21 protein-coding genes and 1 riboswitch are annotated in these 23772 nt (G+C 72.2%); of the genes, 14 read left to right on the top strand and 7 right to left on the bottom strand.

The window, feature by feature from the left end; translation table 11 throughout:
- Window positions 1-35: 35 nt before the first annotated feature.
- The 4 genes from QLQ12_RS26765 to dacB all read left to right on the top strand — a co-directional run bounded on the left by QLQ12_RS26765 (window position 36) and on the right by dacB (window position 4835).
- Window positions 36-2393, top strand: coding sequence for a calcium-binding protein (locus QLQ12_RS26765; RefSeq protein ID WP_282763245.1), 2358 nt, complete (start codon window positions 36-38; stop codon window positions 2391-2393).
- A 54-nt stretch (window positions 2394-2447) separates the two neighbouring features.
- A complete protein-coding gene (locus QLQ12_RS26760) occupies window positions 2448-2843 on the top strand; it encodes a ChaB family protein (RefSeq protein WP_282763244.1) in 396 nt (131 codons plus the stop codon).
- Window positions 2836-3252 carry a DUF1810 domain-containing protein gene (locus QLQ12_RS26755; protein WP_282763243.1) on the top strand — a complete coding sequence of 139 codons (417 nt, stop codon included), beginning with the start codon at window positions 2836-2838 and terminating at the stop codon, window positions 3250-3252. Before QLQ12_RS26760 ends, QLQ12_RS26755 begins: the two co-directional genes overlap by 8 nt.
- A gap of 65 nt (window positions 3253-3317) precedes the next feature.
- Window positions 3318-4835: a D-alanyl-D-alanine carboxypeptidase/D-alanyl-D-alanine endopeptidase gene (gene dacB, locus QLQ12_RS26750; RefSeq protein ID WP_282763242.1), complete on the top strand. Its 1518-nt coding sequence runs from the start codon at window positions 3318-3320 to the stop codon at window positions 4833-4835.
- Here dacB and QLQ12_RS26745 read toward each other — a convergent pair.
- Entirely contained in the window at window positions 4817-5863 is a 1047-nt protein-coding gene (locus QLQ12_RS26745) for a hypothetical protein (RefSeq protein ID WP_282763241.1), read from the bottom strand. The two genes, dacB and QLQ12_RS26745, sit on opposite strands and share 19 nt — an antisense overlap.
- 71 nt (window positions 5864-5934) lie before the next feature.
- Window positions 5935-6546: a molybdopterin-dependent oxidoreductase gene (locus tag QLQ12_RS26740; RefSeq protein WP_282763240.1), complete on the bottom strand. Its 612-nt coding sequence runs from the start codon at window positions 6544-6546 to the stop codon at window positions 5935-5937.
- 103 nt (window positions 6547-6649) lie between these two features.
- Between QLQ12_RS26740 and QLQ12_RS26735 the strand changes: the two genes are divergently transcribed.
- The 3 genes from QLQ12_RS26735 (at window position 6650) to QLQ12_RS26725 (ending at window position 9450) form a co-directional block, all read left to right on the top strand.
- Window positions 6650-7483 (top strand): SDR family NAD(P)-dependent oxidoreductase, encoded by an 834-nt coding sequence (locus QLQ12_RS26735; RefSeq protein WP_282763239.1) that lies wholly within the window; start codon window positions 6650-6652, stop codon window positions 7481-7483.
- Between the two features lie 74 nt (window positions 7484-7557).
- Complete coding sequence (locus QLQ12_RS26730; RefSeq protein WP_282763238.1) at window positions 7558-8628, top strand: serine hydrolase domain-containing protein; 1071 nt, start codon at window positions 7558-7560, stop codon at window positions 8626-8628.
- A 13-nt stretch (window positions 8629-8641) separates the two neighbouring features.
- A riboswitch (SAM riboswitch) is annotated at window positions 8642-8758 on the top strand.
- Between the two features lie 20 nt (window positions 8759-8778).
- A complete protein-coding gene (locus QLQ12_RS26725) occupies window positions 8779-9450 on the top strand; it encodes a GNAT family N-acetyltransferase (protein ID WP_282763237.1) in 672 nt (223 codons plus the stop codon).
- Here the strand turns inward: QLQ12_RS26725 and QLQ12_RS26720 are convergent.
- On the bottom strand, window positions 9404-9643 hold the full coding sequence (locus QLQ12_RS26720; protein ID WP_282763236.1) for a hypothetical protein: 240 nt from the start codon (window positions 9641-9643) through the stop codon (window positions 9404-9406). The two genes, QLQ12_RS26725 and QLQ12_RS26720, sit on opposite strands and share 47 nt — an antisense overlap.
- 127 nt (window positions 9644-9770) lie before the next feature.
- Entirely contained in the window at window positions 9771-10418 is a 648-nt protein-coding gene (locus QLQ12_RS26715) for an HNH endonuclease family protein (protein ID WP_282763235.1), read from the bottom strand.
- Window positions 10419-10652: 234 nt separating this feature from the next.
- On the opposite strand from QLQ12_RS26715, the gene QLQ12_RS26710 reads away from it, so the two are divergent.
- From QLQ12_RS26710 to QLQ12_RS26695, 4 genes are all read left to right on the top strand, one after another.
- Window positions 10653-10856, top strand: coding sequence for a hypothetical protein (locus QLQ12_RS26710; protein ID WP_282763234.1), 204 nt, complete (start codon window positions 10653-10655; stop codon window positions 10854-10856).
- Between the two features lie 171 nt (window positions 10857-11027).
- A complete protein-coding gene (locus QLQ12_RS26705; RefSeq protein ID WP_282763233.1) occupies window positions 11028-11936 on the top strand; it encodes a 5'-3' exonuclease in 909 nt (302 codons plus the stop codon).
- Between the two features lie 177 nt (window positions 11937-12113).
- Window positions 12114-15167 carry a putative bifunctional diguanylate cyclase/phosphodiesterase gene (locus QLQ12_RS26700; protein WP_282763232.1) on the top strand — a complete coding sequence of 1018 codons (3054 nt, stop codon included), beginning with the start codon at window positions 12114-12116 and terminating at the stop codon, window positions 15165-15167.
- 80 nt (window positions 15168-15247) lie between these two features.
- On the top strand, window positions 15248-15907 hold the full coding sequence (locus QLQ12_RS26695) for a GNAT family N-acetyltransferase (protein ID WP_282763231.1): 660 nt from the start codon (window positions 15248-15250) through the stop codon (window positions 15905-15907).
- A 235-nt stretch (window positions 15908-16142) separates the two neighbouring features.
- Here the strand turns inward: QLQ12_RS26695 and QLQ12_RS26690 are convergent, their stop codons facing one another.
- A complete protein-coding gene (locus QLQ12_RS26690) occupies window positions 16143-17324 on the bottom strand; it encodes an acyl-CoA dehydrogenase family protein (protein ID WP_282763230.1) in 1182 nt (393 codons plus the stop codon).
- 84 nt (window positions 17325-17408) lie between these two features.
- Here QLQ12_RS26690 and QLQ12_RS26685 point away from each other — a divergent pair, with 84 nt between their 5' ends.
- Window positions 17409-18941: a GGDEF domain-containing protein gene (locus tag QLQ12_RS26685; protein ID WP_282763229.1), complete on the top strand. Its 1533-nt coding sequence runs from the start codon at window positions 17409-17411 to the stop codon at window positions 18939-18941.
- 127 nt (window positions 18942-19068) lie between these two features.
- Here the strand turns inward: QLQ12_RS26685 and QLQ12_RS26680 are convergent, their stop codons facing one another.
- Entirely contained in the window at window positions 19069-21387 is a 2319-nt protein-coding gene (locus QLQ12_RS26680; RefSeq protein WP_282763228.1) for an ABC transporter permease, read from the bottom strand.
- A complete protein-coding gene (locus QLQ12_RS26675; protein ID WP_282763227.1) occupies window positions 21384-22073 on the bottom strand; it encodes an ABC transporter ATP-binding protein in 690 nt (229 codons plus the stop codon). Before QLQ12_RS26675 ends, QLQ12_RS26680 begins: the two co-directional genes overlap by 4 nt.
- A 150-nt stretch (window positions 22074-22223) precedes the next feature.
- Between QLQ12_RS26675 and QLQ12_RS26670 the strand changes: the two genes are divergently transcribed.
- Window positions 22224-23033 carry a sensor histidine kinase gene (locus QLQ12_RS26670; RefSeq protein WP_282763289.1) on the top strand — a complete coding sequence of 270 codons (810 nt, stop codon included), beginning with the start codon at window positions 22224-22226 and terminating at the stop codon, window positions 23031-23033.
- Window positions 23030-23767: a response regulator gene (locus QLQ12_RS26665; RefSeq protein ID WP_282763226.1), complete on the top strand. Its 738-nt coding sequence runs from the start codon at window positions 23030-23032 to the stop codon at window positions 23765-23767. Before QLQ12_RS26670 ends, QLQ12_RS26665 begins: the two co-directional genes overlap by 4 nt.
- Window positions 23768-23772: the final 5 nt, after the last annotated feature.

Genomic DNA, 23772 nt, shown 5'->3' with positions numbered 1-23772 from the left:
CGCCGTTCTCATCCCTGCAGCCAGGAGTGATCCTCATGAGACTCGCCCGCTCGCGGCGGTACGGCGCGGCCACCGTGGCCGCGCTGATCGTGGCGGTCACCCCGGCTCCGGCACAGGCCGGGAAGCCGGTCTCCGCCACCGGCAAGGCCTGCACGGTCCTCGGCACGGTCGGGAACGACCACCTCCTCGGCACCCACGGCTATGACGTGATCTGCGGCCTCGGTGGCAACGACGTGATCAAGGGCGGTGGCGGCAAGGACGTCGTCGACGGCGGCGAGGGCGACGACGACATCGACGGGGAGGACGGCGCGGACACCGTCATCGGTGGTCCCGGCAACGACAAGGTCCACGGCGGCCGGGGCAACGATCAGGTACGCGGCGGCGACGACACCGACGACGCGGACGGCGGCGCCGGCGCCGACCTGGTCGACGGCGGCGCCGGTGACGATACCGTCGACGGGGGCGCGCCGATCGACGAGCCCGACCCGGTGACCGCCGGCGACCGGGTGATCGGTGGCGACGGCGCCGACACGCTCCACGGCGGGCCGGGCGCCGACACGCTCAAGGGCGGCGACGGCAGCGACGTCGTGAACGGCGGTGACGGCAACGACATCGCCGGCGGCGACACCGGCGACGACACCGTCGACGGCGGTGACGGCAGCGACCGGCTCGACGGCGGCGACGGCACCGACCACCTGGAGGGCGGCGCGGGCAGCGACGGCGTCAACGGCGGTGGCGGCGACGACACCCTGGCCGGCGGCATCGGGGACGACACGGTTCGCGGTGGCGTCGGCAACGATCAGGCCACCGGCGGTGACGGTAGCGACAAGCTGGTGGGCGGCCCCGGCAACGACGGCCTCGACGGTGGCGGCGGCAACGACGCGGTGGCCGGTGGCGACGGCACGGACACCGTGACCGGTGGGGACGGCAACGACAGCCTCGACGGCGGAGGCGGTGACGACACGATCACCGGAGGCCCCGGCACCGACGAACTGGCCGGCGGCGAGGGCAGCGACACGATGAACGGCGGCGACGGCGACGACAGGATGGACGGCGGCCTCGGCGACGACACCATGAACGGCGGCGCCGGCAACGACGATGTCGAAGGCGGCCCCGGCCTCAACGCCTGTGTCCCGGACCCGAGCGACCTCGGCGGCGACAAGTGCACCGACAAGGCCACCCCACGGATCGACACCGCCTCGCTGGCCTGGGCCGTCGGGCCCACGGTGAGCAACAGCGAGACGGCCCCGGTGAAGGTGCGCGGGCACATCACCGACGACCGCAGCGGCGTGGTGCTGGTCGAGATCTGGTTCCGCCACCCCGAGCCGGACGGGCCCGGTCTCTGGGTCGGCACCTGGGGAAACGTGGTCGAGGGCCACACCCATGACGGCACGTTCGAGATGACCGGCACGCTGCCGTCGATGTCCCGGGCGGGTGAGTGGAAGATCGACCACATTCACCTGCGCGACCGCGTGAACCGGTCGACCCGGTACTACATCGCCCCCAACGGCGACTACCAGCTCCAGACCACCCTCAACGAGACCGGCAGCGGCCATGTGAGTCTGGCCCCGATGACCGTGACCGGCACGTTCGACGTCGACGCGCCGGTCGTGGACACCGGCGCGATGGTGTGGCAGACGCCGCTCGAGGTGGACAACGCCGAGGACCGGGAGGTCCGGGTACGCGTACCGGTCACCGACGACCTGAGTGGCGCCACCTCGGTCAGCGTCGTCCTGGCCGGCGCCGAGGAGAACGGCCCCCAGGTCCACCTGGGCGGCAGTTCGCTGGTGGAGGGCACCCCGCGGGACGGTGTCTGGGAGGTCACCGGGCGGGTGCCGGCCTATCTGCCGACGGGGACGTGGCGGGTCCACCATGTCTGGGTTCGTGACGAGGTCAACCGCAACGTCAACAGGTACCGGCCGCCGGAGGCCACCGACGGCGTGAACTGGCCGTCGGCGCTGACCGTCTCCGGCGCCCTCGAGGACCTGCAGCGTCCGGCCGTCGACCTGACCCAAGGCCAGCTCCTCGGGGAGAGCAGCGGCGACAACGGCGTCGACCGGACGGTACGGCTACGGATCAGGGCGAGCGACGACCGGAGCGGCATCCAGCACATCTGGGCGCACTTCGTCACCGCGGGCGGCAACGGCTACCCCGGCGCCGAGAGCAACCTCGACCTGGTCTACGGCAGTGAGGACAACGGATGGTGGGAACTGCGCGGAACCCTGCCCGCCACCACCTCCCCGGGACAATGGCGCGTCGACCGGATCGGGGTCAACGACAAGGTGGGGCGCTCCCAGGAGTACGCCATCGCCGCGGACGGCGGCTACATAGCCGACGGGGAGAGCGGCACGGCGACCCTGCCCACCTACACGCTCACTCCGATCGGAGGCTGACCGGCCGGTGCGGGCCGGCGTTTGCCGGGGGTCGCACCGGGCAACCCTGAAGGCATGCCTGGACGTGACGAACTCCCCGAGACGCTCAAGCGCTCCCCGAAGAAGGCACAGGACACCTTCGTCAAGACTCACGACTCGGCCGTCGACCAGTACGGCGAGGGTGAGCGTGCCCACCGCACCGCCTTCTCCGCGGTCAAACACTCCTTCGAGAAGGTCGGCGATCACTGGGAGGCCAAGGAGAAGAAGGGCCCCAGCGACGCCAAGGCCGCCGGCGGCCGTGACACGAAGGCGAAGACCGCCGAGGGCGTGGACGCCAACGCCAGCAAGGAGCACCTGCTGGGCCTGGCCCGCCGGCTGGACATCGCCGGCCGGTCGACGATGACCAAGCCGGAGCTGGTCGAGGCGATCAGGAAGGCCAACGCCCGGGAATCGCGGCGGGCCCGTGGCTGACCTGGACCGGTTCGTGGACGCGCAGGAGGGCGTCCACGAGCAGGCGCTCGCCGAACTGGTCGCCGGCCGCAAACGTACCCATTGGATGTGGTTCGTCTTTCCACAGGTGGCCGGCCTGGGCAACAGCCCGACCGCGCAGCGGTTCGCCATCCGTGATCTCGGCGAGGCCCGCGCCTACCTGGCCCACCCGGTGCTCGGACCGCGCCTGGTCGCGTGCGCGGAGGCGATGACCCGGCACCGCGGCCGGACCGCGCAGGAGATCCTCGGCTATCCCGACGACCTGAAACTGCGCTCGTCGATGACCCTGTTCGCCCGGGCCGCCGACGACCCCCGCCCGTTCGAGCGGGTGCTGGAGCTCTACTACGACGGGCCCGACGACCGCACCCTGAAGCTGCTCGGCGAGCGGTAGCCGATCGGCGGCGATCCGGGCCGAATCGCCGCCGGAGGAGGCGCCCGCTCGTTGAAGATCCGATGATGCGTTCCGCTCTTGCCTCGGCGACCGCCGGGATTCTGCTGGTCCTGCCGCTTCCCGCACCCGCGCGCTCCGCCGGCCCGCCGCCTGTCGCCGGTTCGCTGACGCTCTCCGCGCGGGCCGCGGACCCGCTCGGCGCGGAGCTGGACCGGATTCTGGCCGGCTCACGACTCGACGGGGCGACCGTGGCGGTGGATGTCCGCGACGACGCCGGAACGGCTGTCCACCAGCGCGGCTCCGGGCTGCGGGTGATGCCGGCCTCCACCCAGAAGCTCATGACCGCGGCGGGCGCGCTCGAACTGCTCGGCCCGGGACACCGGTTCCGGACCACGGTGCGCGCCGACGGCGGCGCCCTCTACCTGCACGGCCAGGGCGACCCCACGATGACGTACGCCCGGTTCGACCGCCTCGCCGCAGCCGTGGCCCGGGCCGGGACGCATCGGTACGCACGGCTCGTCGCCGACGACACCTGGTTCGACCGGGTGCCCCTGGGACTGGACTGGTCCTGGCAGGACGAGCCCCACGCGTACTCCGCACCGGTCTCCGCGCTCACGTTCGCCGCGAACGACCGGTTCGACACCGCCGCCGTGGAGATCCGGTATCGCGGAGTGGCCGGGCGGCGGCCCGTGGTGGCGGTGTGGCCGCCGACCGGCAGCGTGCGCGTGGTCAACCGGGCGATCACCCGGGGCCCCGCGGACACGACCGCCGCCGTTCGGGCACGCGGCTCCGACACGGTCACCGCCGTCCGTGCGCACGGTTCCGGCGCCGTCACGGTCAGCGGCGCGGTGCCGGCGGGACGGGCCGGCACAGCGCTGGTGTCCGTGCCGGATCCGGCCGCGACCGCCGCCGACCTGTTCCGGGCGGCACTGCGGCGACACGGGGTGACGATCGCGAGGCGTACGACCAGAGGATCCTCCCCCGGGGCCGCCCGGATCGTGACCGCCCAGGCCTCCCCGCCGCTGCGCGAGATCCTGCCGCCGTTGCTCAAGTTCTCCAACAACGGCATCGCGGAACTGCTGGTCAAGGCGATGAGCCGGGCCGCGTTCCCGGAGCGTCCCGGTAGTTGGCCGACCGGTCTGGCCGCCGTCACGAGCGCGCTGGGCCGCCTCGGCGTTGACACCCGGCTGCTCACCATGGGTGACGGTTCCGGGCTGAGCCGCCGCAACTGGGTCACCGCCCGGCAGCTCACCACCCTGCTGGCGGTGGTGCGGCGCCGCCCCTGGTTCCCGGCGTTCCGGGCCGCCCTGCCGGTGGCCGGTGACCCGGACCCGCTTGCCGGCGGCACGCTGCGCGACCGGATGCGCGGCACTCCCGCCGCCGGCGCCGTCCGTGCCAAGACCGGCACCATGACCGGTGTCAATGCCCTCGCCGGGTACGTCACCGACGGCGCCGGCCGCCACCTGGTCTTCGCCGTCGTCGTCAACAACGCCGTCGCCGGCGTCGCCGACCTCATCGACCGCTTCGCGGTGGCCCTGGCCGTGTCCGGCACACGACCGGATGATCAAGCTTCGGCGGTGTGACCGTGGCGCTGGGCGAGATATGCGCGCAGGCCCGCCGGCCACAGTTCCAGTTCCCGGTCGACGAGATCCGCCGCATCGTCGGGGGACCCTGCGATCCGGTGCAGCTGCGCCTTGTGCAGCGTCCGGCCCGGCAGCACCAGGTGCTCGGTCTCGTGCCGGAACGGAAAGGACCAGTGGGCGATCCGTCCAACCGGCTGGCCGTCGACGACCAGCTCGGACCGAGACGACCATCGCCGCAGTCCGCTGGTGACGGTCATCTCCAGCAGGAAGCTGTCCGGGTAGGTCCAGCGGGCGTCGGTCACCACGATCGCCGACCCGGACCGCATCAGCATCGGCTGGGTGGTGGCCTCGATCAGATGGGCACGGACCTGGTCGTCGGCGATGGTGATGCGCCCCAGCAGCTCGGCCGCCTCGGGCGCGTCGATGTCGCCGTATATGCCGTAGAAGGAGTCCGCCATCCCGCGCGCGAGCGGCGCGTGCAGCGCCGGCATCTCGGCGGCGGCCTGGAAGAGGTCCCGCTTCACCGGCCATGCCAGCGGCCCCGCGGCGCGCAGGATCCCGCCCCAATGGGCGGCCGGCACCTGCGTCAGAAGGGCGGCGAGAACGCCGGGAGCATCCTGGTAGGCCTCGAAGTAGTCGATGGCCAGCCCGTACTCGCCCGATTCGGCGACCGGCCGGGGGCCGTGGACGAGCATGGCGGCGTACTGGCGCACGATCCAGTCGCGCAGCCGGCCGTCGCCGTCGTTCCAGACGAAGCGCAGATACATCAGCGCCGAGTACGACGGGTGTTCCTGATGGAACAGCACCAGCACCGCCGCCGTCTCGGGCGACGCGTCGTTCAGGTACACGTCGTGGCCGTCCGGTTCGGCGGTTCCGCCGTCGACAGCGTCCTCGACGGCCAGCCGCAACTCCCTGTCGACGGTCGCGCGATCGATGCCGAGCCCCACGAGTTCTCGATCCCAGGCCGCGCTGCCGATCGGCGGTGGAACATCGACGGCGGACGGCGATACCGGCACCTGCAGGGACATCTGGCGAAGGCTATACCACCAGGCCGGTAGCCCAACGTGGATTTTCGCCGGACCGGATCGCGCACTCGGCGTCAGCCGGTACGACGGTGGCTCAACGTCCGCTCGGCCAGGTAGGCGGTCGGGGCGATCGTCAGCCGGTACGGCAGCTTCACCACCGAACTCGGCAGTCGCGGATGCCGTTCTTCGAGGGCGACGCGGGCTCGCAGGTGTTCCTTCGAGCCGACCCGGGGCTGCTCCGAGCGGAAATCTATGGCGATGAGGTGCTTGACGCTTTTGTAGCCGTACTGGCTGGGCGACACGAGCCGCAGGGGAGCACCGTGCCGGTCGTCCAGGGCAGCGCCGTTGAGACGAGTTGCCAGGAGCACATTGTCAGCGACGGCGTCGTTCCAGGTGAAGACGGCTTTACGGTGATCGCCTGCGCGGGCTACCAGGTACGGTGCCGGCGCGTCGGACATCCCCACCGAAGCGAGAACCTCGCGTAGCGGCACGCCCGTCCACACCAACCCGGTCACGGACCACGTCGTGACGCAGTGGAAGTCAGCCGTGTGGTCGCGCGGTCCGAGCGCCTCCAGGTCAGCGGCGGTAAGGACGGCGACCAGCTCGCCCGCGTTCTTGATCTCCAGTCTGGGCTCGCTCGGCATCGCGGGCGGAGGGAGGTGGGGCAGATCGCTGAATCGGGGCATCTCCGCCATGAGGCGTTGCCCCGGTGGCAGTCCATCAGCGCGCCGTGGCCAGTAGCGCATCATGCGGCACCTACTTCAGTCGTGTCGCGCCCTAGGTCGGTGGATGACAGTACAACGTGCACGCGGATGTCGGGATGGCTTCCCCCGGGTAGATTGCGCCAACGACGAGCGAGATACAGGAGGCCCTTTCGCCATGCCCTTCATGCCGTCGTTCGTGGTGACGGGAGGCGCCCGAGGCATCGGTCGAGCCATCGCCGAGCGCCTGGCCGGCGATGGTCATGTCGTGACTCTGGATGTCACCGCCTCACCTGACCGGCACCACGACCGGGTCGTCCAGGTGGTCGGTGATGCCGGCGACCCGCAGGTGGCGCGACAGGCAGCCCTGACCGCTGAAGCCATCGGCCCGCTCGCCGGGTGGGTCAACAACGCCGCCGTCCTCCAGGATGCCGGGCTCGCCGACTCCTCAGTCGCTCAGGTCATGGAGCTCATCACCGCAAACCTCGCCATGACCTTGACGGGCTGTCACGTCGCGGTCAACCACTTCCTGGCCCATCAACGGCCAGGAGCCCTGGTCAACATCTCCTCCCATCAAGCGCAGCGCCCCGTTCGCGGGGCCCTGCCGTACGCCACGGCGAAAGCCGCCGTCGAAGGGTTGACCCGCGCCATCGCGGTCGATCACGGACCGGCCGGAATCCGCACCAACGCGGTCGCGCTCGGCTCCATCGCCACAGCCCGGTTCGAGGAGTACCGGTTGGAGCACCCTGACGTGGACGCGCAGATGGCTGCCTTGCACCCACTGGGGAGGGTCGGGACGACGAGAGAGGTGGCCGACGCCGTGGCCTTCCTGCTCTCACCCGCGGCGGGCTTCATCAACGGCGCCATCCTGCCCGTTGACGGAGGGCGAGCGGCCAACGGCCCTGATCCGGAAGCCGCCTGAATCACCAGGAACATCCGCCTCGGCAGTGTCAACGTCAGTTGACGCCGCCGAGGCTTGTCAACTACGGTTGACGGATGAAGCGATCATCGGAACCCCGTCGAACATCGGCCGTGTCGATCCAGCACGGCGACGAGGCGCTCGCGGCGCGGCTTCGCACCCTCCTGGGAGGCCGGCACCCGGTGGCCGCGGCCGCCACGATCTCACCCGGAGAGCGGCGGGTGGCGGGCCTCGGCGCGGACGCCGGGGCGGACTTCGAGATCGGCTCCGTCTCGAAGGGGGTGACGGGCCTGCTGTATGCCGAGGCACTCGCCCGCGGTGAGATCGACCGGACGGCGACCCTCGGGGATCTGTTGCCGCTCGGGCGCTGCCCCGCCGCACGGGTGACCCTGGCATCACTGAGCGTTCACCGCTCAGGGCTGCCGATCCTGCCCCGGTCGGCCGGGCTGGTGCGGCGCAGTGTGGCGTTGTGGCGTCACGGCGCCAATCCCTATGGCGACAGCCTGGACCAGCTCATCGTTCAGGCCAGGTCGGTGACGGTGGGCAAACCCCGGCCGCGGTATTCCAATCTGGGGTTCGAACTGCTCGGCCACGCGATCGCGGCCGCCGCCGGAGTGAGTTACCGCGAGCTGGTGCGCGCACGCATCGCCGACCCGCTCGGTCTCGACGTCTTCTATGCCCCGGCGATCCCGGCGGAGTTGCGACCCGGCGCACTGACCGGCGTGAGCCGGTTCGGGCGTGAGCGGCAGCCGTGGACCGGCGAGGCCGTCGGTCCCGCCGGCGGCATCCGGGCCTCGATCGAGGCGATGGCCCGCCTGATCGCCGCATTGCTGGACGGTTCGGCTCCCGGCCTCAGCGCCCTGGATCCGACTACGCGATTCGCCGGGGTCGCCGGACGCGCCGTGGACATCGGGGCCGGATGGATCACGCTCGAGCATGAGGGCCGCAAGATCACCTGGCACAACGGCGGCACCGGTGGGTTCCGGTCGTGGCTGGGACTGGACCGGGCCGCGGGCGCCGGAGTGGTCATCGTGACCGCGACCGCGATGGCCGTCGACGGGCCCGGCTTCACACTCCTGACGGAAACGGCCGGGCGAAACGCATCGCGAGCCGCGGCGGAGTTGACCGCCGAAACCGATCGACGGTGATAGGTTGCCGACAGGTCATGAGCGCCAGCGTCAAGCCCCGGCTCGCTGGCCGGCAACCCTCCGCACCGCGGGCGGGGTGCCCCGGGTGATGACCGGGTCCGGCGCGACCTGCGCCGGGCAAGCCGCGTTCTCCCCGCCTGGAGTTCTTCGATGGACAGCCCTGTTCTGCAGGGGCGCCTCGTGCGCCTCGAACCGCTCGGCCACCAGCACGTCGCCGACCTGACCCGCGCCGCCGGGGAGGACCGCGGCGCCTACGCCTGGACCTGGGTGCCGGCCGCCGAGGAGGTCGAACGTTACGTCACCGAGCAGCGGGCGGCCGCTGCCACGGGACGACTCACGCCGTACGCCCAGATCTCTCTCGCCTCGGGCCGGGCCGTCGGCGCCACCGCCTACTGGGACCCGCGCCCGTTCCCGGACGGCGGCCGGCTCGCCGCGATCGACGTGGGTTTCACCTGGCTGGCCGCGTCCGCACAGCGCACCGGCATCAACGCCGAGGCCAAGTACCTGATGCTCCGGCACGCGTTCGAGGTGTGGCGGGTGGTCCGGGTCGGCCTGAGCACCGATGTCCGCAACGCCCGCTCGCGCGCCGCGATCGCCGGGATCGGAGCCCGGTTCGAGGGGGTGCTGCGCAACTGGTCCCGGTCGTGGGTGCCGGGGGAGGAGGGTCGCCTCCGGGACTCCGCGCTCTATTCGGTCGTCGCGGAGGAGTGGCCGGAGTGCCGCGCCTACCTGGAACACCGCCTGGCCGAGACGGCGCAGAGCCGGAGCGCGCCGGTCACGCCGGCGGGTCGTCCGGCCCCGCACCCTCGTAGCCGGCCGTGAACGGCTGCCCGGCCGGCTGCCGCAGCGCGAGGGTGGCGTGCAGTTGCCCGAGCTGGACGGTGGTGTCGAGCCATCGCCATATGGGTTCGTCGATGTCGTCTCCGGCCTCGACCTCGAGGCGGACGTCGACGTAGAGCTGTTCTGCTTCGGCGGCCAGTTCTTCGGCACGCACGGCATGTTGTTCAGGCGTCATATCGGTCACCTTCGCAGATCGTGGGCGGCCTGTCTGTCCTGCGGCCCGGATCCCGCCCGCCGGACGATCGGCGATCGGGCGAGGCCGCCGTGCCCGTCGGGGCGCGGTGGCCTCACCCGGCGTGGCCTCAGCTGGAGCAGGTGTCGAGCATCGTCTGGAGGGCGGTCTTCTCCGACGACTGGAGCTTGAGCGCCCAGTGGTGCTTCACCGCGATCCACATCTTCGCGTAGGTGCACCGGTACGAGGTGATCGACGGCTGCCACGTCGACGGGTCCTGGTCGCCCTTCGACTGGTTCACGTTGTCGGTGACGGCGATCAGCTGCGGGCGGGTCAGGTCGTTGGCGAAGCTCTGCCGCTTGCTGGTGGTCCAGGCGCTGGCGCCCGAGCGCCACGCCTCGGCCAGCGGCACCACGTGGTCGATGTCGATGTCCGACGCCGCGGTCCAGGTGGCCCCGTCGTAGGGGGAGCGCCAGGAGCCCGAGGTCGCCGCGCACGCCGAGCTGGTGACGACGTTGGTGCCGTCCCGCTTGAGGACGGTCTCGCGGGTGTTGCAGGTCCCGGAGACGGTGATCCAGTGCGGGAACAGATCACGGTCGTAGGTGCCGGCGTTCGCCTCGGCGGCGACGGTCAGCGCGGTCAGGTAGGTCTGGGCGGTCGACTTCGACGGGACACCCGTCGGAGCGGCCTGGGCTGGGGAGGCCATCAGGCCGAAAGCGATCAGACCGGCGGTGATACCAGAAATCAGGGGACGGAGAGGGCGGGGGGAGAGGCGCATGAACGGCTCCTTCGTGTCGTCCGATTCGGACCACACATGTCTACGGGAGCCGGGCGTCCCCGGAGGATGAGGACCATGAATTTCTCGTGTCCGAACAAACAAGAACAAACCCGACCCCGAAACAAGACGTTAATAAATGCCTGTTTCGTACGGCCACCGAACCGGCGAACCGTGGCGGTCCCCGCGACACCCGCCGCCGCCGATCTACAGCCTGTCCCCATCGTATCGACGGCTGTGAAAGTTGTGGCATCGGCCGGATGCTCTTCCGGCCGGTTCGACACGAGGGGAACAGACAATGAGGAAGGGTTTGGTGGGCATCGCGGCAGCGGCCTGCACGGCTACCAGCACGCGTACGGCTACCGGGCGAACCTGTCGCTGGACTCGGCCGCGATCGGCGGCAACTGGAACAACCGCATCCGGAGCGCCCGGGTCTGCTGAGTGACGGACCCGGCCACACCGGTTCGGCCGCCGGCCTGGTGTCCCGGGTGTCGCCGCCGGGCCGGATGGGCGTGGGTGCCGGGGGGTGGCCGCGGGGCCGTTCCCAGCCCGGCGGCGATACCCGGCCGGCCGTACCCGCTGATCGGTTTCCGACGGTCTAGGGTGGGCCGGGTGAGCCGACCACTGCTGGCCGTTGACGCCCCCAGTCTGTACTTCCGCGCCTTCCACGGCATTCCCGAGAAGGCGGCGCAGACCGCGGCGGGTGAGCCGGTCAACGCGATCCGCGGTTTCCTCGACATGCTCGCCCAGCTGATCCGGACCCGTCGCCCGGACCGGCTGGTCTGCGCGCTCGACGCGGACTGGCGGCCGGCCTGGCGGGTGGAGCTCGTGCCGTCGTACAAGTTGCACCGGGTCGCGCACGGCGCGGTCGAGGAGGTGCCGGCGTCGCTGGAGCGGCAGGTCCCGGTGCTGCTGGAGACGCTGGCCGCGATCGGGATCCCGGCGTTCGGGGTGAAGGGCTACGAGGCCGACGACGTGCTCGGCACCCTGGCGGCCGGGCAGCCGGGGCCGGTCGAGGTGGTCTCCGGCGACCGCGACCTGTTCCAGCTCGTCGACGACGCCCGCGGCACCCGGCTGCTGTACTGCGGGCGGGGTGTGGCGAAGCTGGAGGACGCCGACGAGGCGCTGGTCCTGGCGAAGTACGGGGTCGAGGCCCGCTGGTACGCGGACTTCGCGGCGATGCGCGGCGACCCCAGCGACGGCCTACCGGGTGTGGCCGGCGTCGGCGAGAAGACGGCGGCGAGGCTGATCGAGCGGTACGGCGGTGTCGAGCAGATCGTGGCCGCCCTCGACGATCCGGACGCCGGTTTCGCCCCGGGAGTGCGGGCGAAACTGGACGTCTCCCGCGACTACCTGGCCCGGGCGCTGCCGGTGTGCCGAGTCGCGACCGATGTGCCGCTGCCGGACTTCGACCCGGTCCTGCCGGGTTCGCCGCGCGACCCGGAGGCCCTGTTCGCCCTGGCCGAGCGCTGGAACCTGGCCGGCTCGGCCCGCCGCCTGGTCGAGGCGATGGCCGCCTGACCGGGGTGACACAAGACTTGACGGAAGCCCTGACGGAGGCTCTCGCCGCCTGACCGCGGCGGCGAGGTTGCCGTCCGGGTGCGGACGGCCGAAGGTCCTCAAGTCGGACCCGGTCGCGGCCGATCGGCGGGTTGGCAGAACGCCGCCCGACGAACGGAGTCCGCATTGTCGACCCGAGTGGCTGGCGCGTGCTTCGGCGCCTGGACGCTGGCCATCACCGGCGTCTACTACGCCTTCCCGGACGCTCACCTGTACAGCTGGGCCGCGCTGGGATATTCGTGCGCGATCGCGGTGCTGGTCGGGGTACGCCTGCACCGGCCACAGCGCCGGTTGCCGTGGTACCTGATCAGTGCCTCCCTGGCGTGCTTCACCACCGGCGACAGCGCGTACAACCTGATCCTGGCGATGGGCCGTGAGCCGTCGTTCCCGGGTGTCGCGGACTTCTTCTACCTGGCGTTCTATCCGCTGCTGACGGCCGGCCTGCTGATGCTGATCCGGGCCCGCGACGGCGGTGACGCGAACCGTGCGGCGCTGCTGGACGCGCTGGTGCCGACGGTCGGCCTGGGCCTGCTGGCCTGGGTGTACTGGATCGCGCCGTTCACCCGCGCCGACCACCTGTCGCTGCTGGAGAAGCTGGTCTCGATCGGCTACCCGCTCGGCGACGTGCTGGTGCTCGCGATGGTCCTGCGAATGCTCACCGGGTCGGGCAAGCGCCTGGGCGCGGTGGGCGTCTTCGGCATCGCCGTGATCGGCATGCTGATCTCGGACGTCTTCTACGGCCAGTCGCAGCTCAACCATGCCTGGGCGGTGGGCGGCCCGGTCGATCTGGGCTGGATCGTCTTCTACTCCGCGATGGGCTTCGCCGCCCTGAAACCGTCGATGCGGGAGCTGTCCGAGCCGATCGAGGGCGCCCACTCCGGCATGGGCGGCCACCGGCTGTTCTGGCTGAGCACGGCCGCGCTGATCGCCCCGGCGGTCCTGGTGCTGGAGTTCACGCAGGGCGCGGAGGTCGAGGTCGCTCGCGACGGCGTGGTGGACGCGCCGGTGATCGCGGCCGCGGCGGCCGTGATGTTCCTGCTGGTCCTGGCCCGGGTCGCCGATCTCGCGCGGTCGCAGCGGCAGGCCGGCATCCTGGAGCGGGCGCTGCGGGAGGCGGGTGCGCTGCTGTTCGCGACCGCCACCGAGCGCGACGTGTCCAAGGCGGTCCGCGAGGCGGTGGCCCGGCTGATGCCGGCGAACGAGCCCTATCACGTGCACATGCCCGAGCCGAGGCCGGCCATCGGCGCGGCCGAGCTGGGGGTGCGTCTGATGGCGACCGCCGAACTGCCCGTGGGCCTGCGGTCCGGCGGGTTCCGCAACGTCCTGTACGCCACCCAGCCGCTGGCCGGCGACCGGGTCGCGACCGTGGTCATCGGCGCGCCGGACCAGGTGCTGCACCGGCTGCTGCCGGCGTTCGAGACGCTGGGCGCGCAGATCGCGGTGGTGCTGGAACGGATCACGCTGTCCGCCGAGGTGAGCCGCCGTGAGGGCGAGGCCTGGTTCCGGACGCTGATCCAGAGCGCGGCCGACGTCATCCTGATCCTCGACCCCGACGGCGCCATCCGGTACGCCACCCCGTCGGCCGAGGCGCTGTTCGGCGAGGACCCGACCGGGACCGCGCTGTCCGGGCTGATCGCCGACTCCTCGCAGGACGCGCTGCGCGAGGTCATGTACCGGATCCGCTCGGGGGCGGGCGACCTCGACGACATCGAGCTGACCGCGGTGCGCGCCGGTGGCCGTACCGTCGAGATCGAGTGCGACCTGCGGGACCTGCGCGACGACCCGACCGTGGCCGGGCTGGTGGTGACACTGCGCGACGTGACCGAGCGGCGTGGTCTGGAGAAGGACCTCACCCACCAGGCGTTCCACGACGCCCTGACCGGGCTGGCCAACCGGGTGCTCTTCAAGGACCGGCTGGAGCAGGCGTTCGGTGTGGCCGAGCGGGACGGCGCCACCCTGGGTGTGCTCTTCGTCGACCTGGACGACTTCAAGGAGGTCAACGACACTCTCGGACACGCCGTCGGCGACCAGCTGCTGCTCACCGTGGCCGAGCGGATCTCGGCGATCATCGGGACCGGCAGCACGGCGGCCCGGATGGGTGGCGACGAGTTCGCCGTCCTGGTCGAGCAGAGCGACTCGGTCGACGCGGCCGAGGCGGTGGCGGCGAGGCTGGTGGAGGCGCTGGCGGTGCCGGTGGAGGTGTCCGACGGTCTCGGCGGCACGCACGTGGTGAGCGCCGCGAGCAGCGTCGGTGTCGCCACCAACCGGGACGCCGACAACGCGACCGAGCTGCTGCGCCACGCCGACCTCGCGCTCTACCTGGCCAAGGGCAACGGCAAGGGCGGCTGGCAGCGCTACCAGAACGACCTGCACACCGCGATGATGCAGCGGCTGGAGATGCGTACCGCCCTGCACGAGGCGATCGAACAGGAGCAGTTCGTGCTCCAGTACCAGCCGATCGTGGAACTCGCCGACCAGCGGATCACCGGTGTCGAGGCGCTGGTGCGCTGGCAGCACCCGGTCCGTGGGCTGCTCGGCCCGTTCCACTTCGTGGAGGCGGCCGAGGAGAGCGGCGCGATCGTCGGCATCGGGTCGTGGGTGCTGAAGGAGGCGTTGCGGCAGTTCGCGCAGTGGCGTGCCGAGAACCCGGCCACGACGCTGCGGTACGTCAGCGTGAACGTGTCGGCCCGGCAGTTCCGCAACGCGGACTTCGCCGTCGAGGTGCGCCAGGCGCTCGCCGAGACCGGCGCGCGGCCCGAGTGGCTGCTGCTGGAGATCACCGAGAGCCTGGTGCTGCGGGACGCCGCCAAGGTCCTGTCGGACCTCAAGGCGCTGCGGGCGATGGGCGTGCGCATCGCGATCGACGACTTCGGTACGGGCTACTCGTCCCTGAGCTACCTGCGGCAGATGCCGGTGGACGTGCTGAAGGTCGACAAGTCATTCATCGACGACATCCTGCACAGCCGGCAACAGCACGCGCTCGTCGACGCGATCGTCACGCTGTCGCACAACCTCGACCTGACGGTCGTCGCCGAGGGCATCGAGGAGGTCGGCCAGCGTGCCGCCCTGAGCGCCATGGGCTGCCAGTACGGCCAGGGTTACCTGTTCGCCAAGCCGCTGTGGCCGGCCGACATCCCGGCCCTGGCGGTGGAGCCGGAGCCGGCCCCGGCGCGGCAGGCGGCACGCGTGTGACGGAACCCGACAGATAAGCGTGGGGGTGGTTCGCCGGATATCTACTGGCGCGGCGGGCCGGATAGAGGCAGGGTCGAGGTGTGCTGAACAACCCCGTGTGGGCCGCCCTCACCGGGCCGCAGGCGTGTTTCGCTGAGGCCGCGGGCAACGCCGCCCGATTCCTGCCCGAGATCGCTCCGTTCGCCGCGCTGAGCGACCCCGCCGATCCGGCCGCCTGGCGCGACCTGGCGACCATCACCGATCAAGCCGTCCTCACCGGCCCGTCGATCTCCTCGCCACCAGGCTGGCAACAGGTCGAGGTGACCCAGGGCGTGCAGATGATCGGCCAGAGCATGTCCGGCGTCGACGACCCGGACGCCGTCCAGCTCACCGAGAAGGACGTGCCCGAGATGCTCGACCTGGTCGCCCGCGCCCAGCCCGGCCCGTTCCTGAAACGGACCATCGACCTGGGCCGCTACCTCGGCATCCGGGACGGCGACGGCCGCCTGATCGCGATGGCCGGCGAGCGGTTCCGGCTGCCCGGCTGGACGGAGGTGAGCGCCGTCTGCACCGACCCCGCGTTCCGCGGCAAGGGCCTCGGCGCCCGGCTGACGCTCGCCGTGGCGGCCGGCATCCTCGCCCGCGGCGACCTGCCGTTCCTGCACACGACACATGACAACGAGAACGCCATCCGGCTTTACGGCCGCCTCGGATTCGTGCACAGCGCCGACGTCGTTTTCGCCTCCTACCGGCTGGGCTGAGCTTGCTGGCTCCGCTTCGCTCCGCGGCAAAACGCCTTGTACCCGGTGGGGAGGCAGGCGATTTCCCGCCGCCCGCAAAGAGCGCGGGCGTCGGTAAATCGCTTGCCTCCCCACCGGCGGCGTTTTGCGGGCAGTTCTGTGGATACGTCCTCGCGGAGACTATGTAGGGGTGGGTGCGGTTAGAGCTGGGTAGCGGTGGTTGCGGTTTGCTGGCCCGGTGGTGCGGCTGGCGCTTTCAGAGCTGGCCGTGGTTGGGGGGCTGCTGGTCGGCTAGCTCGTAGGCCGCTATGTGGGCGTACTTCCAGTCCACCGGGTCGTGCACGCTGTGGGTGCGGGCGTTGCGCCAGTGCCGGTCGAGGCCGTGTTTCGCGGCCGCCGAACTGGTGCCGCAGAGCGCGAACAACTCCGACCCGGCCTCCACCGCGATCTCGCTGCCGAACGCCTTCGCGGCCGCCACCGCGAGGGAGCCCCGCGCCGCGGCGTCGGCGTCCGCCGGGACCAACCCCACTTCCTCGACGGTACGGGCAGCCGACTCGAGCAGCGCCTCAGCGGCACGGACGCGCGTGGCCAGGCGCCCGTAACGGTGCCGTACATGCGGGTCGTCGGTGGCCGCCGCGGCGCCGTGCCGCACCGCCTCGCTGGACGGGCGGGCCCTCTCTCGCAGGTACTCGCGGGCGTCGCGCAGCGCGGCGCCCGCGATGCCGACCTCGATGGCGGCGTGCACGAGCTGGGCGCGGGCGCCGAGCTGCTGCGGCGTCTCATAGGCGTGCGCGTAGTCGATGCGCAGCCCCGGCTCCACCGCCACCCGCTCGAACCTGGCCGTCCCGCTGATCGTCGCGCGCTGGCCGACCATGTCCCAGTCGGTGTCGACGGTGACGCCCTCGGCGTCCCGCGGCACCAGGGCGAGGACCAGGCGGCCGTCCTCGTCGAGGGCGCTCACCGCGATCCACACGCTGGTCAGAGCGCCGGTCGTGTAGTACTTGACGCCGTCGAGCCGCCCGCCGGTGATCCGGGTCCGCAGGTCCTGGGCGTGTTTGCCGCCGCGTTCGGCGAGGGCGTTGCCGAGCCGCCGCCCGGCGAGCACGTCACCGAGGATCCGCTTACGGGCCTCGGCGCCGCCGTGCACGGCGAGCACGTCGATGATCAGGAAGTGGCCCTGCGGGATCTGGGCGATCGCCGGGTCCGCGGCGGCGATGATACGAGTGACCTCGGCGAGCGTGCGCATGCCGAGACCGGGACCACCGTCGGCGCGCGGCACGGTGATGCCGAGCAGGCCGGAGGAGTCCAGGGCCCCGATCGCCTCGTGCGGGACGACGCCGGCGCCGTCGCGGTCGCGCTGGGCCGCGCCCGGCATCAGGGCCTCGGCGAGCTGGTGGGCGGCGGCGACCGCCTCGTCGTGCGTCTGGGGTACGGCCATCCGCCGATCCTATGGTCATTCCTCAGGTCGGCCCGGGAGCCACCGATCAGCACGCTCGTCCGGCACGGCCCTGGAGGAGGCGTCTTGCACACGGGAAGTCGACTCGCGCGGCGCCGTCACCCGGGCGGCGGGCTGCCGCCGGTCTATCTGGCGGCGGGCGCGCTCTACGCCGTCGTGCTGGCGCTCTCCGCGGTGAACCTGTTCGCTCCGGTCGCCTGGTACGAATCCGCCGCCGAGGCCGCCCGGTTCGCCTTCGCGGTGTTCGGCCTGGTCGCCGCGGTGCGTGCGGCCCGGATGCCGCAGCTGCCACCCCGGCTGCGGCAGGCCTGGGGCGCGGTCGCCGCCTGCTTCTCGGCGCTCGTGGTAGCCGTACCGCTGCTGATGGTCCTCGGTGTCGGCGGCGCCGGCCGGTGGGACGACGCGACGCACGTGGTGTTCGTGGTCGCCCTGCTGATCGCCCTGCAGCGTTTCCCGCTCGCGCCGACCAGCCGCCGCGACCGGCTCAAGGCGGCCGTCGACGCGCTGACCGTGATGGCCGGGGGCCTGGTGGTGCTCTGGTACACCGCGATCGGCCCGCTGCTGGAACGCACCGGCTTCTCCGCGGACGTCATGCTCAGCGCCGCCGTCTACCCGCTCGGTGACCTGGCGCTGCTGTTCAGTGCCGTCCGGGCCCTGCTGCGCGGCGCCGACGAGTCCGCGCAGCGGCCGCTGCGGCTGCTCACCGCCGGCGCCCTGATCCTGTTCACCGGCGACGCGGTGCACGGTTACCTGAGCGGTCACGACGGCGCCGAGATGCCGGCGTCCTGGCAGTTCATCTGCTGGATCACCGCCGACGCGCTGCTCGCCGCCGCGGCCGTGGCACAGGGCCGGGCCGGCTTCGTCGCGGTCGCGGCCGGCGAGCCCCGCCGTGCCCTCCGCGCCGGCCGCTACCTGCCGTTCCTCGCGGTCGCCGTGGCCCACCTGCTGATGCTGGCGCAGGCCTGGCAGGACGGCCGGTTCTTCCCGTGGGGTGGCCTGGCGCTCGGCGGGGCGATGCTCAGTGTGCTGGTGCTCTACCGGCAGACCCTGGCGCAGCGGGAGAGCGACGAGCGCGCCCTCACCGACGGCCTGACCGGGCTCGCCAACCGGAGCCTGTTCCGCCAGGCCTCCTGCCGCGCGCTGGGCCGCGGCCGGCGGGCGGCGATCCTGGTGATCGACATGAACGGGTTCAAGGAGATCAACGACACCCTCGGGCACCAGACCGGCGACCGGGTGCTGGTGGAGTTCGCCGAGGTGCTGCGCCGCTGTGTGCCGCGGCCGGGACTGCCGGCCCGGCTCGGCGGTGACGAGTTCGCCGTGGTGCTGCCCGAGGTCGGGCGGCCCGAGGAGGCGTACGAGGTGGCCGGGCGTCTCGCCGGCGCCCTCGGCCAGGTCGTCGTCGACGGCCGCCTGCTCACCCTGGCCGCCAGCATCGGCGTGGCGGTGACCGAACCCGGCGAACTCACCCACGACGAGATCGTGCACCGCGCCGACCTGGCCATGTACAAGGCGAAGTCGATGGGACCGGACACCCGGTGGGCGATCTGGCACGAGTCCCTGGAGCCGTCGGCCCCGGTGGTGGATCTCGCCGCCGCCTGATCGCCGGCCGCTGACAGATTTTTGGCAGATCGGCCGTGTTGGATGGGCCCATGGTGCGTGCGCCACTGACGGCCTGGCGCCGGTCACCCTGAATCTTCGGGTACGGGGGGTGACCGGCGCTCCGGTGTCACTCGTTGTGCAGGACCCGGGCGATCGTCAGCCGGGCCGCCGAGCGGGCCGGCAGCAGCGCCCCCAGCACCGCGATCAGCACGCCGCTGAGCACCATCAGGGCCAGCGTCCCCGGCTCCCACACCCGCAGCACGTAGTCGGGGAGGGTGAGCTTGACGGCGTCCGCGGCCGCCGGGACGACGATCCGGTGCGCGGCCATGCCGACCGGGATGCCGATCAGCCCGCCCAGCACGCCGAGGGCCGCCATCGACGTGACCAGCATGGCGATCACCTGACGCGGCGTCATCCCGATCGACTTCAGCATGCCCAGGTCGCGGCGGCGATCCTGGACGTTGAGGGCGACCGTGTTGAGCACCCCCAGGGCGGCGACCGCGGCCAGCAGCACGGCGAACAGGGCGGACGACCCGGTCACGATCACCGTCAGCTCGTCGTCGCCGGTGTTGTCCCAGGCGTCCAGGCCCGGGTCGGCCGCCCGCACCGCAGCCAGGTACCCCTCCATGTCGGCGCCGTCACGCAGTTGCACCATGTAGTAGAAGTCGTCCTTGGAGAGACCGTCGAGGTCCCGCCACGCCGCGATCAGTCCGTCGCTGGGGCCGGGCAGGCCCTCGTACATCGCGCCGACCACGGTGAGGCTGAGCCTGGCGCCGTCCAGGTCGGCGGTCAGGGTGTCACCGACCTTCAGGCCGCGTGCGTTGAGCAACTGGACGGGCGCCACCACCTCGCCGGGCCCGCTCAGCCAGCGGCCCTCGAGCAGCTGGCGCTCGTATCCCATCGCGGCGACGTCCCCGCGGACGAAGCCGAACTCGACGGGTTCGCTGTGCCCGAGGATGACGACGTCCTTCCGGGCGGCGACCCCGACCTGCGCCGTGCCGGGTATGGCGCGCAGCATCGCCTCCACCTCCGCGGGGGTGCGCTGCGTGCCCTCACCGAGCCCGGGCGGGCGGGAGACGACACCGACGTTGCCGCCCGCCTCCGCGGAGAGCGCGGCGACCCGCAGGATCGATTCGGAGAGCCCGGTCGCGAACGTCACCGTGGTCACGCCGAGCAGCAACGACGCCATGGTCAGCGCGGTGCGGGCCGGGCGGGCGAACGGCAGGCCCAGGCCGAGGCTGACCGAGCGCGGCAGGCGCGTACCGCTGAGGGCTCTCTGGATGCGCAGGCCGCGACCGCGTCGCGGCGAGCTGCCCGCGCTGATCGCCTCGGCGGCGGAGAGGCGGTGGGCGCGCGTCGCGGGCAGCAGCGCGGCCAGCAGGACCAGCCCGGGCACGCCGATGAGCCCCGCCGCCAGCACCCAGATCCGCACGCCGGCGTCCTGCCCGAGGCCGAGGTCGCGGAAGGTGTCCGCGACCAGCGGCTGTGCCGCCAGGCTGCCGAGCGCCGTGCCGGTCACCGCGCCCACCATCGCGGGCACCGTCACCATGGTCAGATAGACCGCGACCACCTGGCGGGGGGTGAAGCCCACCGACTTGAGCACCCCGATGTGCCGGAACCCGGAGACCACCGCCCCGCTCACCACGTTCCCCACGATGATCACCGCGACCAGGAGGCCGAGCACCCCGAAGGCGCCCAGGAGGGCCAGGTAGACGCCGGCCGACTCGGCCATCTCCTCCTTGATCACCTGGTACGGCCGGGCGGCGAGCAGCGCCTGGCCGGGAAGCCCCGCGGTCACCCCGGCCAGCCGCTGCTCGATCGCCTCCCTGGTCGACACGTCCCCGGAGAACCGGTACAGCATCTGTGTCCCGGTCGGCCGCAGCGCCGTCATCTGCTCCGGTGTCACCCAGGCGTCCGCCGTCGCGCTCAGGCTGTACGCCCACCCGACCACGGTCAGCGTCACCCCGCCCGCCTGGACCGTCTTCATGTCGTCGGTGATCTGCAGGCCGATCGGATCGTCCATGCGAGTCTCGTTCAGCACGATCTCGCCCGGCGCGGACGGCCAGCGGCCACGCCAGAGGTCCAGCCGGTCCACCTCGCCGCCCGGGTCGGCCCGTCCCACCACGGTGATCTGCCCACGCAGGAGCGGCCCGGGATCGTTCTCCGGGTCCAGCACGACCTGCCCGAACGGTCCGGCCGCGCTCTCCACCCCGGACTTCGCGGCGGCGAGTCGGGTGCCGGTCACCACCGCCGGGTCGTAGACCGCCACCGCGTGCGCGCCACGCTGCTCGGCGAAGGCCCGGTCGAACGGCGCCGAGGTGGCGTCGAGCAGGGCGAGGGACACCACGGTCGTGGTGGTGCAGAGCAGCACGACCAGGCCGATCACGAAGGTCTGCAGCTTCCGGCGGCGGATCGCGGCCCGTGCGGCCGCCCACACCGCGCTCACACCCGGTCCAGGGCGGACTCGCGGGCGATCCGGCCGTCGGCCAGTTCCACCAGCCGGCTCGCGCAGCGGTGCGCGAGCCGCTCGTCGTGGGTGACGATCAGCAGGGTCTGCCCGATCTGGTTGAGGTCGATCAGCAGGTCCATCACCTGTTCACCGGCCTTGCTGTCGAGCGCGCCGGTCGGCTCGTCGGCGAGCAGCAGCGCCGGCCGGTTCATCAGGGCCCGGGCCACCGCCACCCGCTGCCGTTCGCCGCCGGAGAGCGCGGCCGGATAGACGTCCCGGCGGCCGGCGATGCCCAGCTCGTCGAAGAGTTCCAGGGCGCGGCGCCGGGCGGTGGCCGCCGACGAGCCGGTCAGCTGGGCGGCCAGGGCCACGTTGTCCAGTGCGGACAGATCGTCGAGGAGATTGAAGAACTGGAAGATCATGCCGAGGTGGTGCCGGCGGAACAGCGCCAGCCTCGTCTCGTTCATCAGGTCCAGGCGCTCGCCGTGCACGGTCACCTCGCCGGCGGACGGCCGGTCCAGCCCGGCGATCATGTTGAGCAGGGTGGATTTACCGCATCCGGACGGGCCCATCACGGCGACCGCCTCACCCCGGCGGATCTCCAGCGAGACGCCGTCCAGGGCAGCTGTTCCGCCGTATTCCTTGCGTACCCCGTCGAGGCGTACCACCGTCTCTGTCGTCATGGCCCGGAACGCTACGGACCGGCCGTCGTGCGGGCATCGGCTGCCGGATGCAATCGACGGCGGCCGTCATCCCGCAGATGTACGCGGTGTGGACACCGGGGCGGATGCGCGCGCTCGCCCCGTTCTGACAGGGTGTCCGGTGTGGGGACGATGTGGATGGCGGCAGCGCTCGCGGTGGCGTGCGCGGTCGCCGCGGGGCTCGGGGTCGCACTGCGGCGGGCGCGCCGACGGCACGAGCGGGCCTTGGGAGAGCGCGGCTGGCTCCTGGAACGCGAGCGGGAGACCGCCGCCCAGGCGGCGGTCGGCGAGGAACGTGCCCGGATCGCCCGCGAGCTGCACGACATCGTCAGCCACAACGTCAGCGTCATGATCGTGCAGGCGGGCGCCGCCCGGGAGATCCTGGCCACCATGCCGCAGGAGGCGGGCGCGGCGCTCGGCGCGGTCGAGCGCGCCGGCCGTGACACCATGACCGAGCTGCGGCACCTGCTGGGCCTGCTGGCGCCGGCCCCCGACGGCGACGACCCCGACGACGAGCACGCCGATCTCGCGCCGCAGCCCACGCTGGCCCGGCTCAGCCCGCTGGTGGACCGGATCGCGTTCGCCGGCCTGCCCGTCGATGTCCGGGTCTCCGGCGAGCCGCGGCCCCTGCCGGCCGGCATCGACGTCACCGCCTACCGCATCGTGCAGGAGGCCCTGACCAACGCGCTCAAGCACGGCACCGGGGGAAAGGCCGAGGTCACCATCCGTTATGCCGGTCACGCCCTGCGGGTCGAGGTGCTGACCACCGGCCCGAGCGTGCTGACCGGCGACCCCGCCCCGCCCGCCGCCGGTGACGGCGCCGGCCGTGGCCTGGCCGGCCTGCGCGAGCGGGTCGCGGTCTACGGCGGCGACCTCGACGCCCGGCGCCGCCTCGGCGGCGGATACCGGGTCCGCGCCCGCCTCCCGCTGGACGCGCCATGACCGCCCCGCACACGCCTGCCGTTGGTGGCGTCGGGGCCGATCAGCGGAATCCTGCCGTCGGTGCCGTCGGTGGCGTCGGTGGCGTCCCGCGGGTGCTGATCGTCGATGATCAGGAGCTGATCCGCACCGGGTTCCGGCTGATCCTGAGCGCCCGCGGCATCGATGTCGCCGGGGAGGCCGCCGACGGCGCCGCCGCGGTCGAGGCCGAGCGGCGCCTGCGCCCCGACGTGATCCTGATGGACATCCGGATGCCCGGCATGGACGGCATCGAGGCCACCCGGCGCATCCTGGCCCGCGACCGCCACTGCCGGATCCTCATGCTGACCACGTTCGACCTGGACCGGTACGTCTACGCCGCGCTCGCCGCCGGCGCCAGCGGCTTCCTGCTCAAGGACGTCACCGCCGACCACCTGGCCGCCGCGATCCGCCTGGTCGGCACCGGTGACGCCCTGCTCGCCCCGTCGATCACCCGCCGCCTGGTCCAGCGGTACGCCAGCACCGGCGAGCCGCCGGCGGTGCACCGCGATCTGACCGCCCTGACCCCGCGCGAGCTCGAGGTGCTGACCCTGCTGGGGCGCGGTCTGTCGAACTCCGAGTTGGCCGGATCGCTGACACTCAGTGAGGCTACGGTGAAGACCCACGTGGCCCGGATCTTCGCGAAACTCGATCTGCGCGACCGTGCCCAGGCCGTCGTCCTGGCCTATGAGACCGGCCTGGTCACACCGGCTGGTTAACGAGC

The sequence above is a fragment of the Actinoplanes sandaracinus genome (assembly GCF_030009775.1).
GTDB classification, from domain to species: domain Bacteria; phylum Actinomycetota; class Actinomycetes; order Mycobacteriales; family Micromonosporaceae; genus Actinoplanes; species Actinoplanes sandaracinus.
The sequence above is the reverse complement of the archived record's forward strand: the minus strand, read 5'-3'. Positions and strand labels throughout refer to the sequence as shown.

What these genes read in the sequence shown, in the direction of transcription:
- QLQ12_RS26765 (WP_282763245.1), top strand. Translation starts at nt 36, where the DNA reads ATGAGACTCGCCCGCTCGCGGCGGTACGGCGCGGCCACCGTGGCCGCG.
- QLQ12_RS26760 (WP_282763244.1), top strand. Translation starts at nt 2,448, where the DNA reads ATGCCTGGACGTGACGAACTCCCCGAGACGCTCAAGCGCTCCCCGAAG.
- dacB (WP_282763242.1), top strand. Translation starts at nt 3,318, where the DNA reads ATGCGTTCCGCTCTTGCCTCGGCGACCGCCGGGATTCTGCTGGTCCTG.
- QLQ12_RS26745 (WP_282763241.1), bottom strand. Translation starts at nt 5,863, where the DNA reads ATGTCCCTGCAGGTGCCGGTATCGCCGTCCGCCGTCGATGTTCCACCG.
- QLQ12_RS26740 (WP_282763240.1), bottom strand. Translation starts at nt 6,546, where the DNA reads ATGCCCCGATTCAGCGATCTGCCCCACCTCCCTCCGCCCGCGATGCCG.
- QLQ12_RS26735 (WP_282763239.1), top strand. Translation starts at nt 6,650, where the DNA reads ATGACAGTACAACGTGCACGCGGATGTCGGGATGGCTTCCCCCGGGTA.
- QLQ12_RS26730 (WP_282763238.1), top strand. Translation starts at nt 7,558, where the DNA reads ATGAAGCGATCATCGGAACCCCGTCGAACATCGGCCGTGTCGATCCAG.
- QLQ12_RS26725 (WP_282763237.1), top strand. Translation starts at nt 8,779, where the DNA reads ATGGACAGCCCTGTTCTGCAGGGGCGCCTCGTGCGCCTCGAACCGCTC.
- QLQ12_RS26720 (WP_282763236.1), bottom strand. Translation starts at nt 9,643, where the DNA reads ATGACGCCTGAACAACATGCCGTGCGTGCCGAAGAACTGGCCGCCGAA.
- QLQ12_RS26715 (WP_282763235.1), bottom strand. Translation starts at nt 10,418, where the DNA reads ATGCGCCTCTCCCCCCGCCCTCTCCGTCCCCTGATTTCTGGTATCACC.
- QLQ12_RS26690 (WP_282763230.1), bottom strand. Translation starts at nt 17,324, where the DNA reads ATGGCCGTACCCCAGACGCACGACGAGGCGGTCGCCGCCGCCCACCAG.
- QLQ12_RS26675 (WP_282763227.1), bottom strand. Translation starts at nt 22,073, where the DNA reads ATGACGACAGAGACGGTGGTACGCCTCGACGGGGTACGCAAGGAATAC.
- QLQ12_RS26670 (WP_282763289.1), top strand. Translation starts at nt 22,224, where the DNA reads ATGTGGATGGCGGCAGCGCTCGCGGTGGCGTGCGCGGTCGCCGCGGGG.
- QLQ12_RS26665 (WP_282763226.1), top strand. Translation starts at nt 23,030, where the DNA reads ATGACCGCCCCGCACACGCCTGCCGTTGGTGGCGTCGGGGCCGATCAG.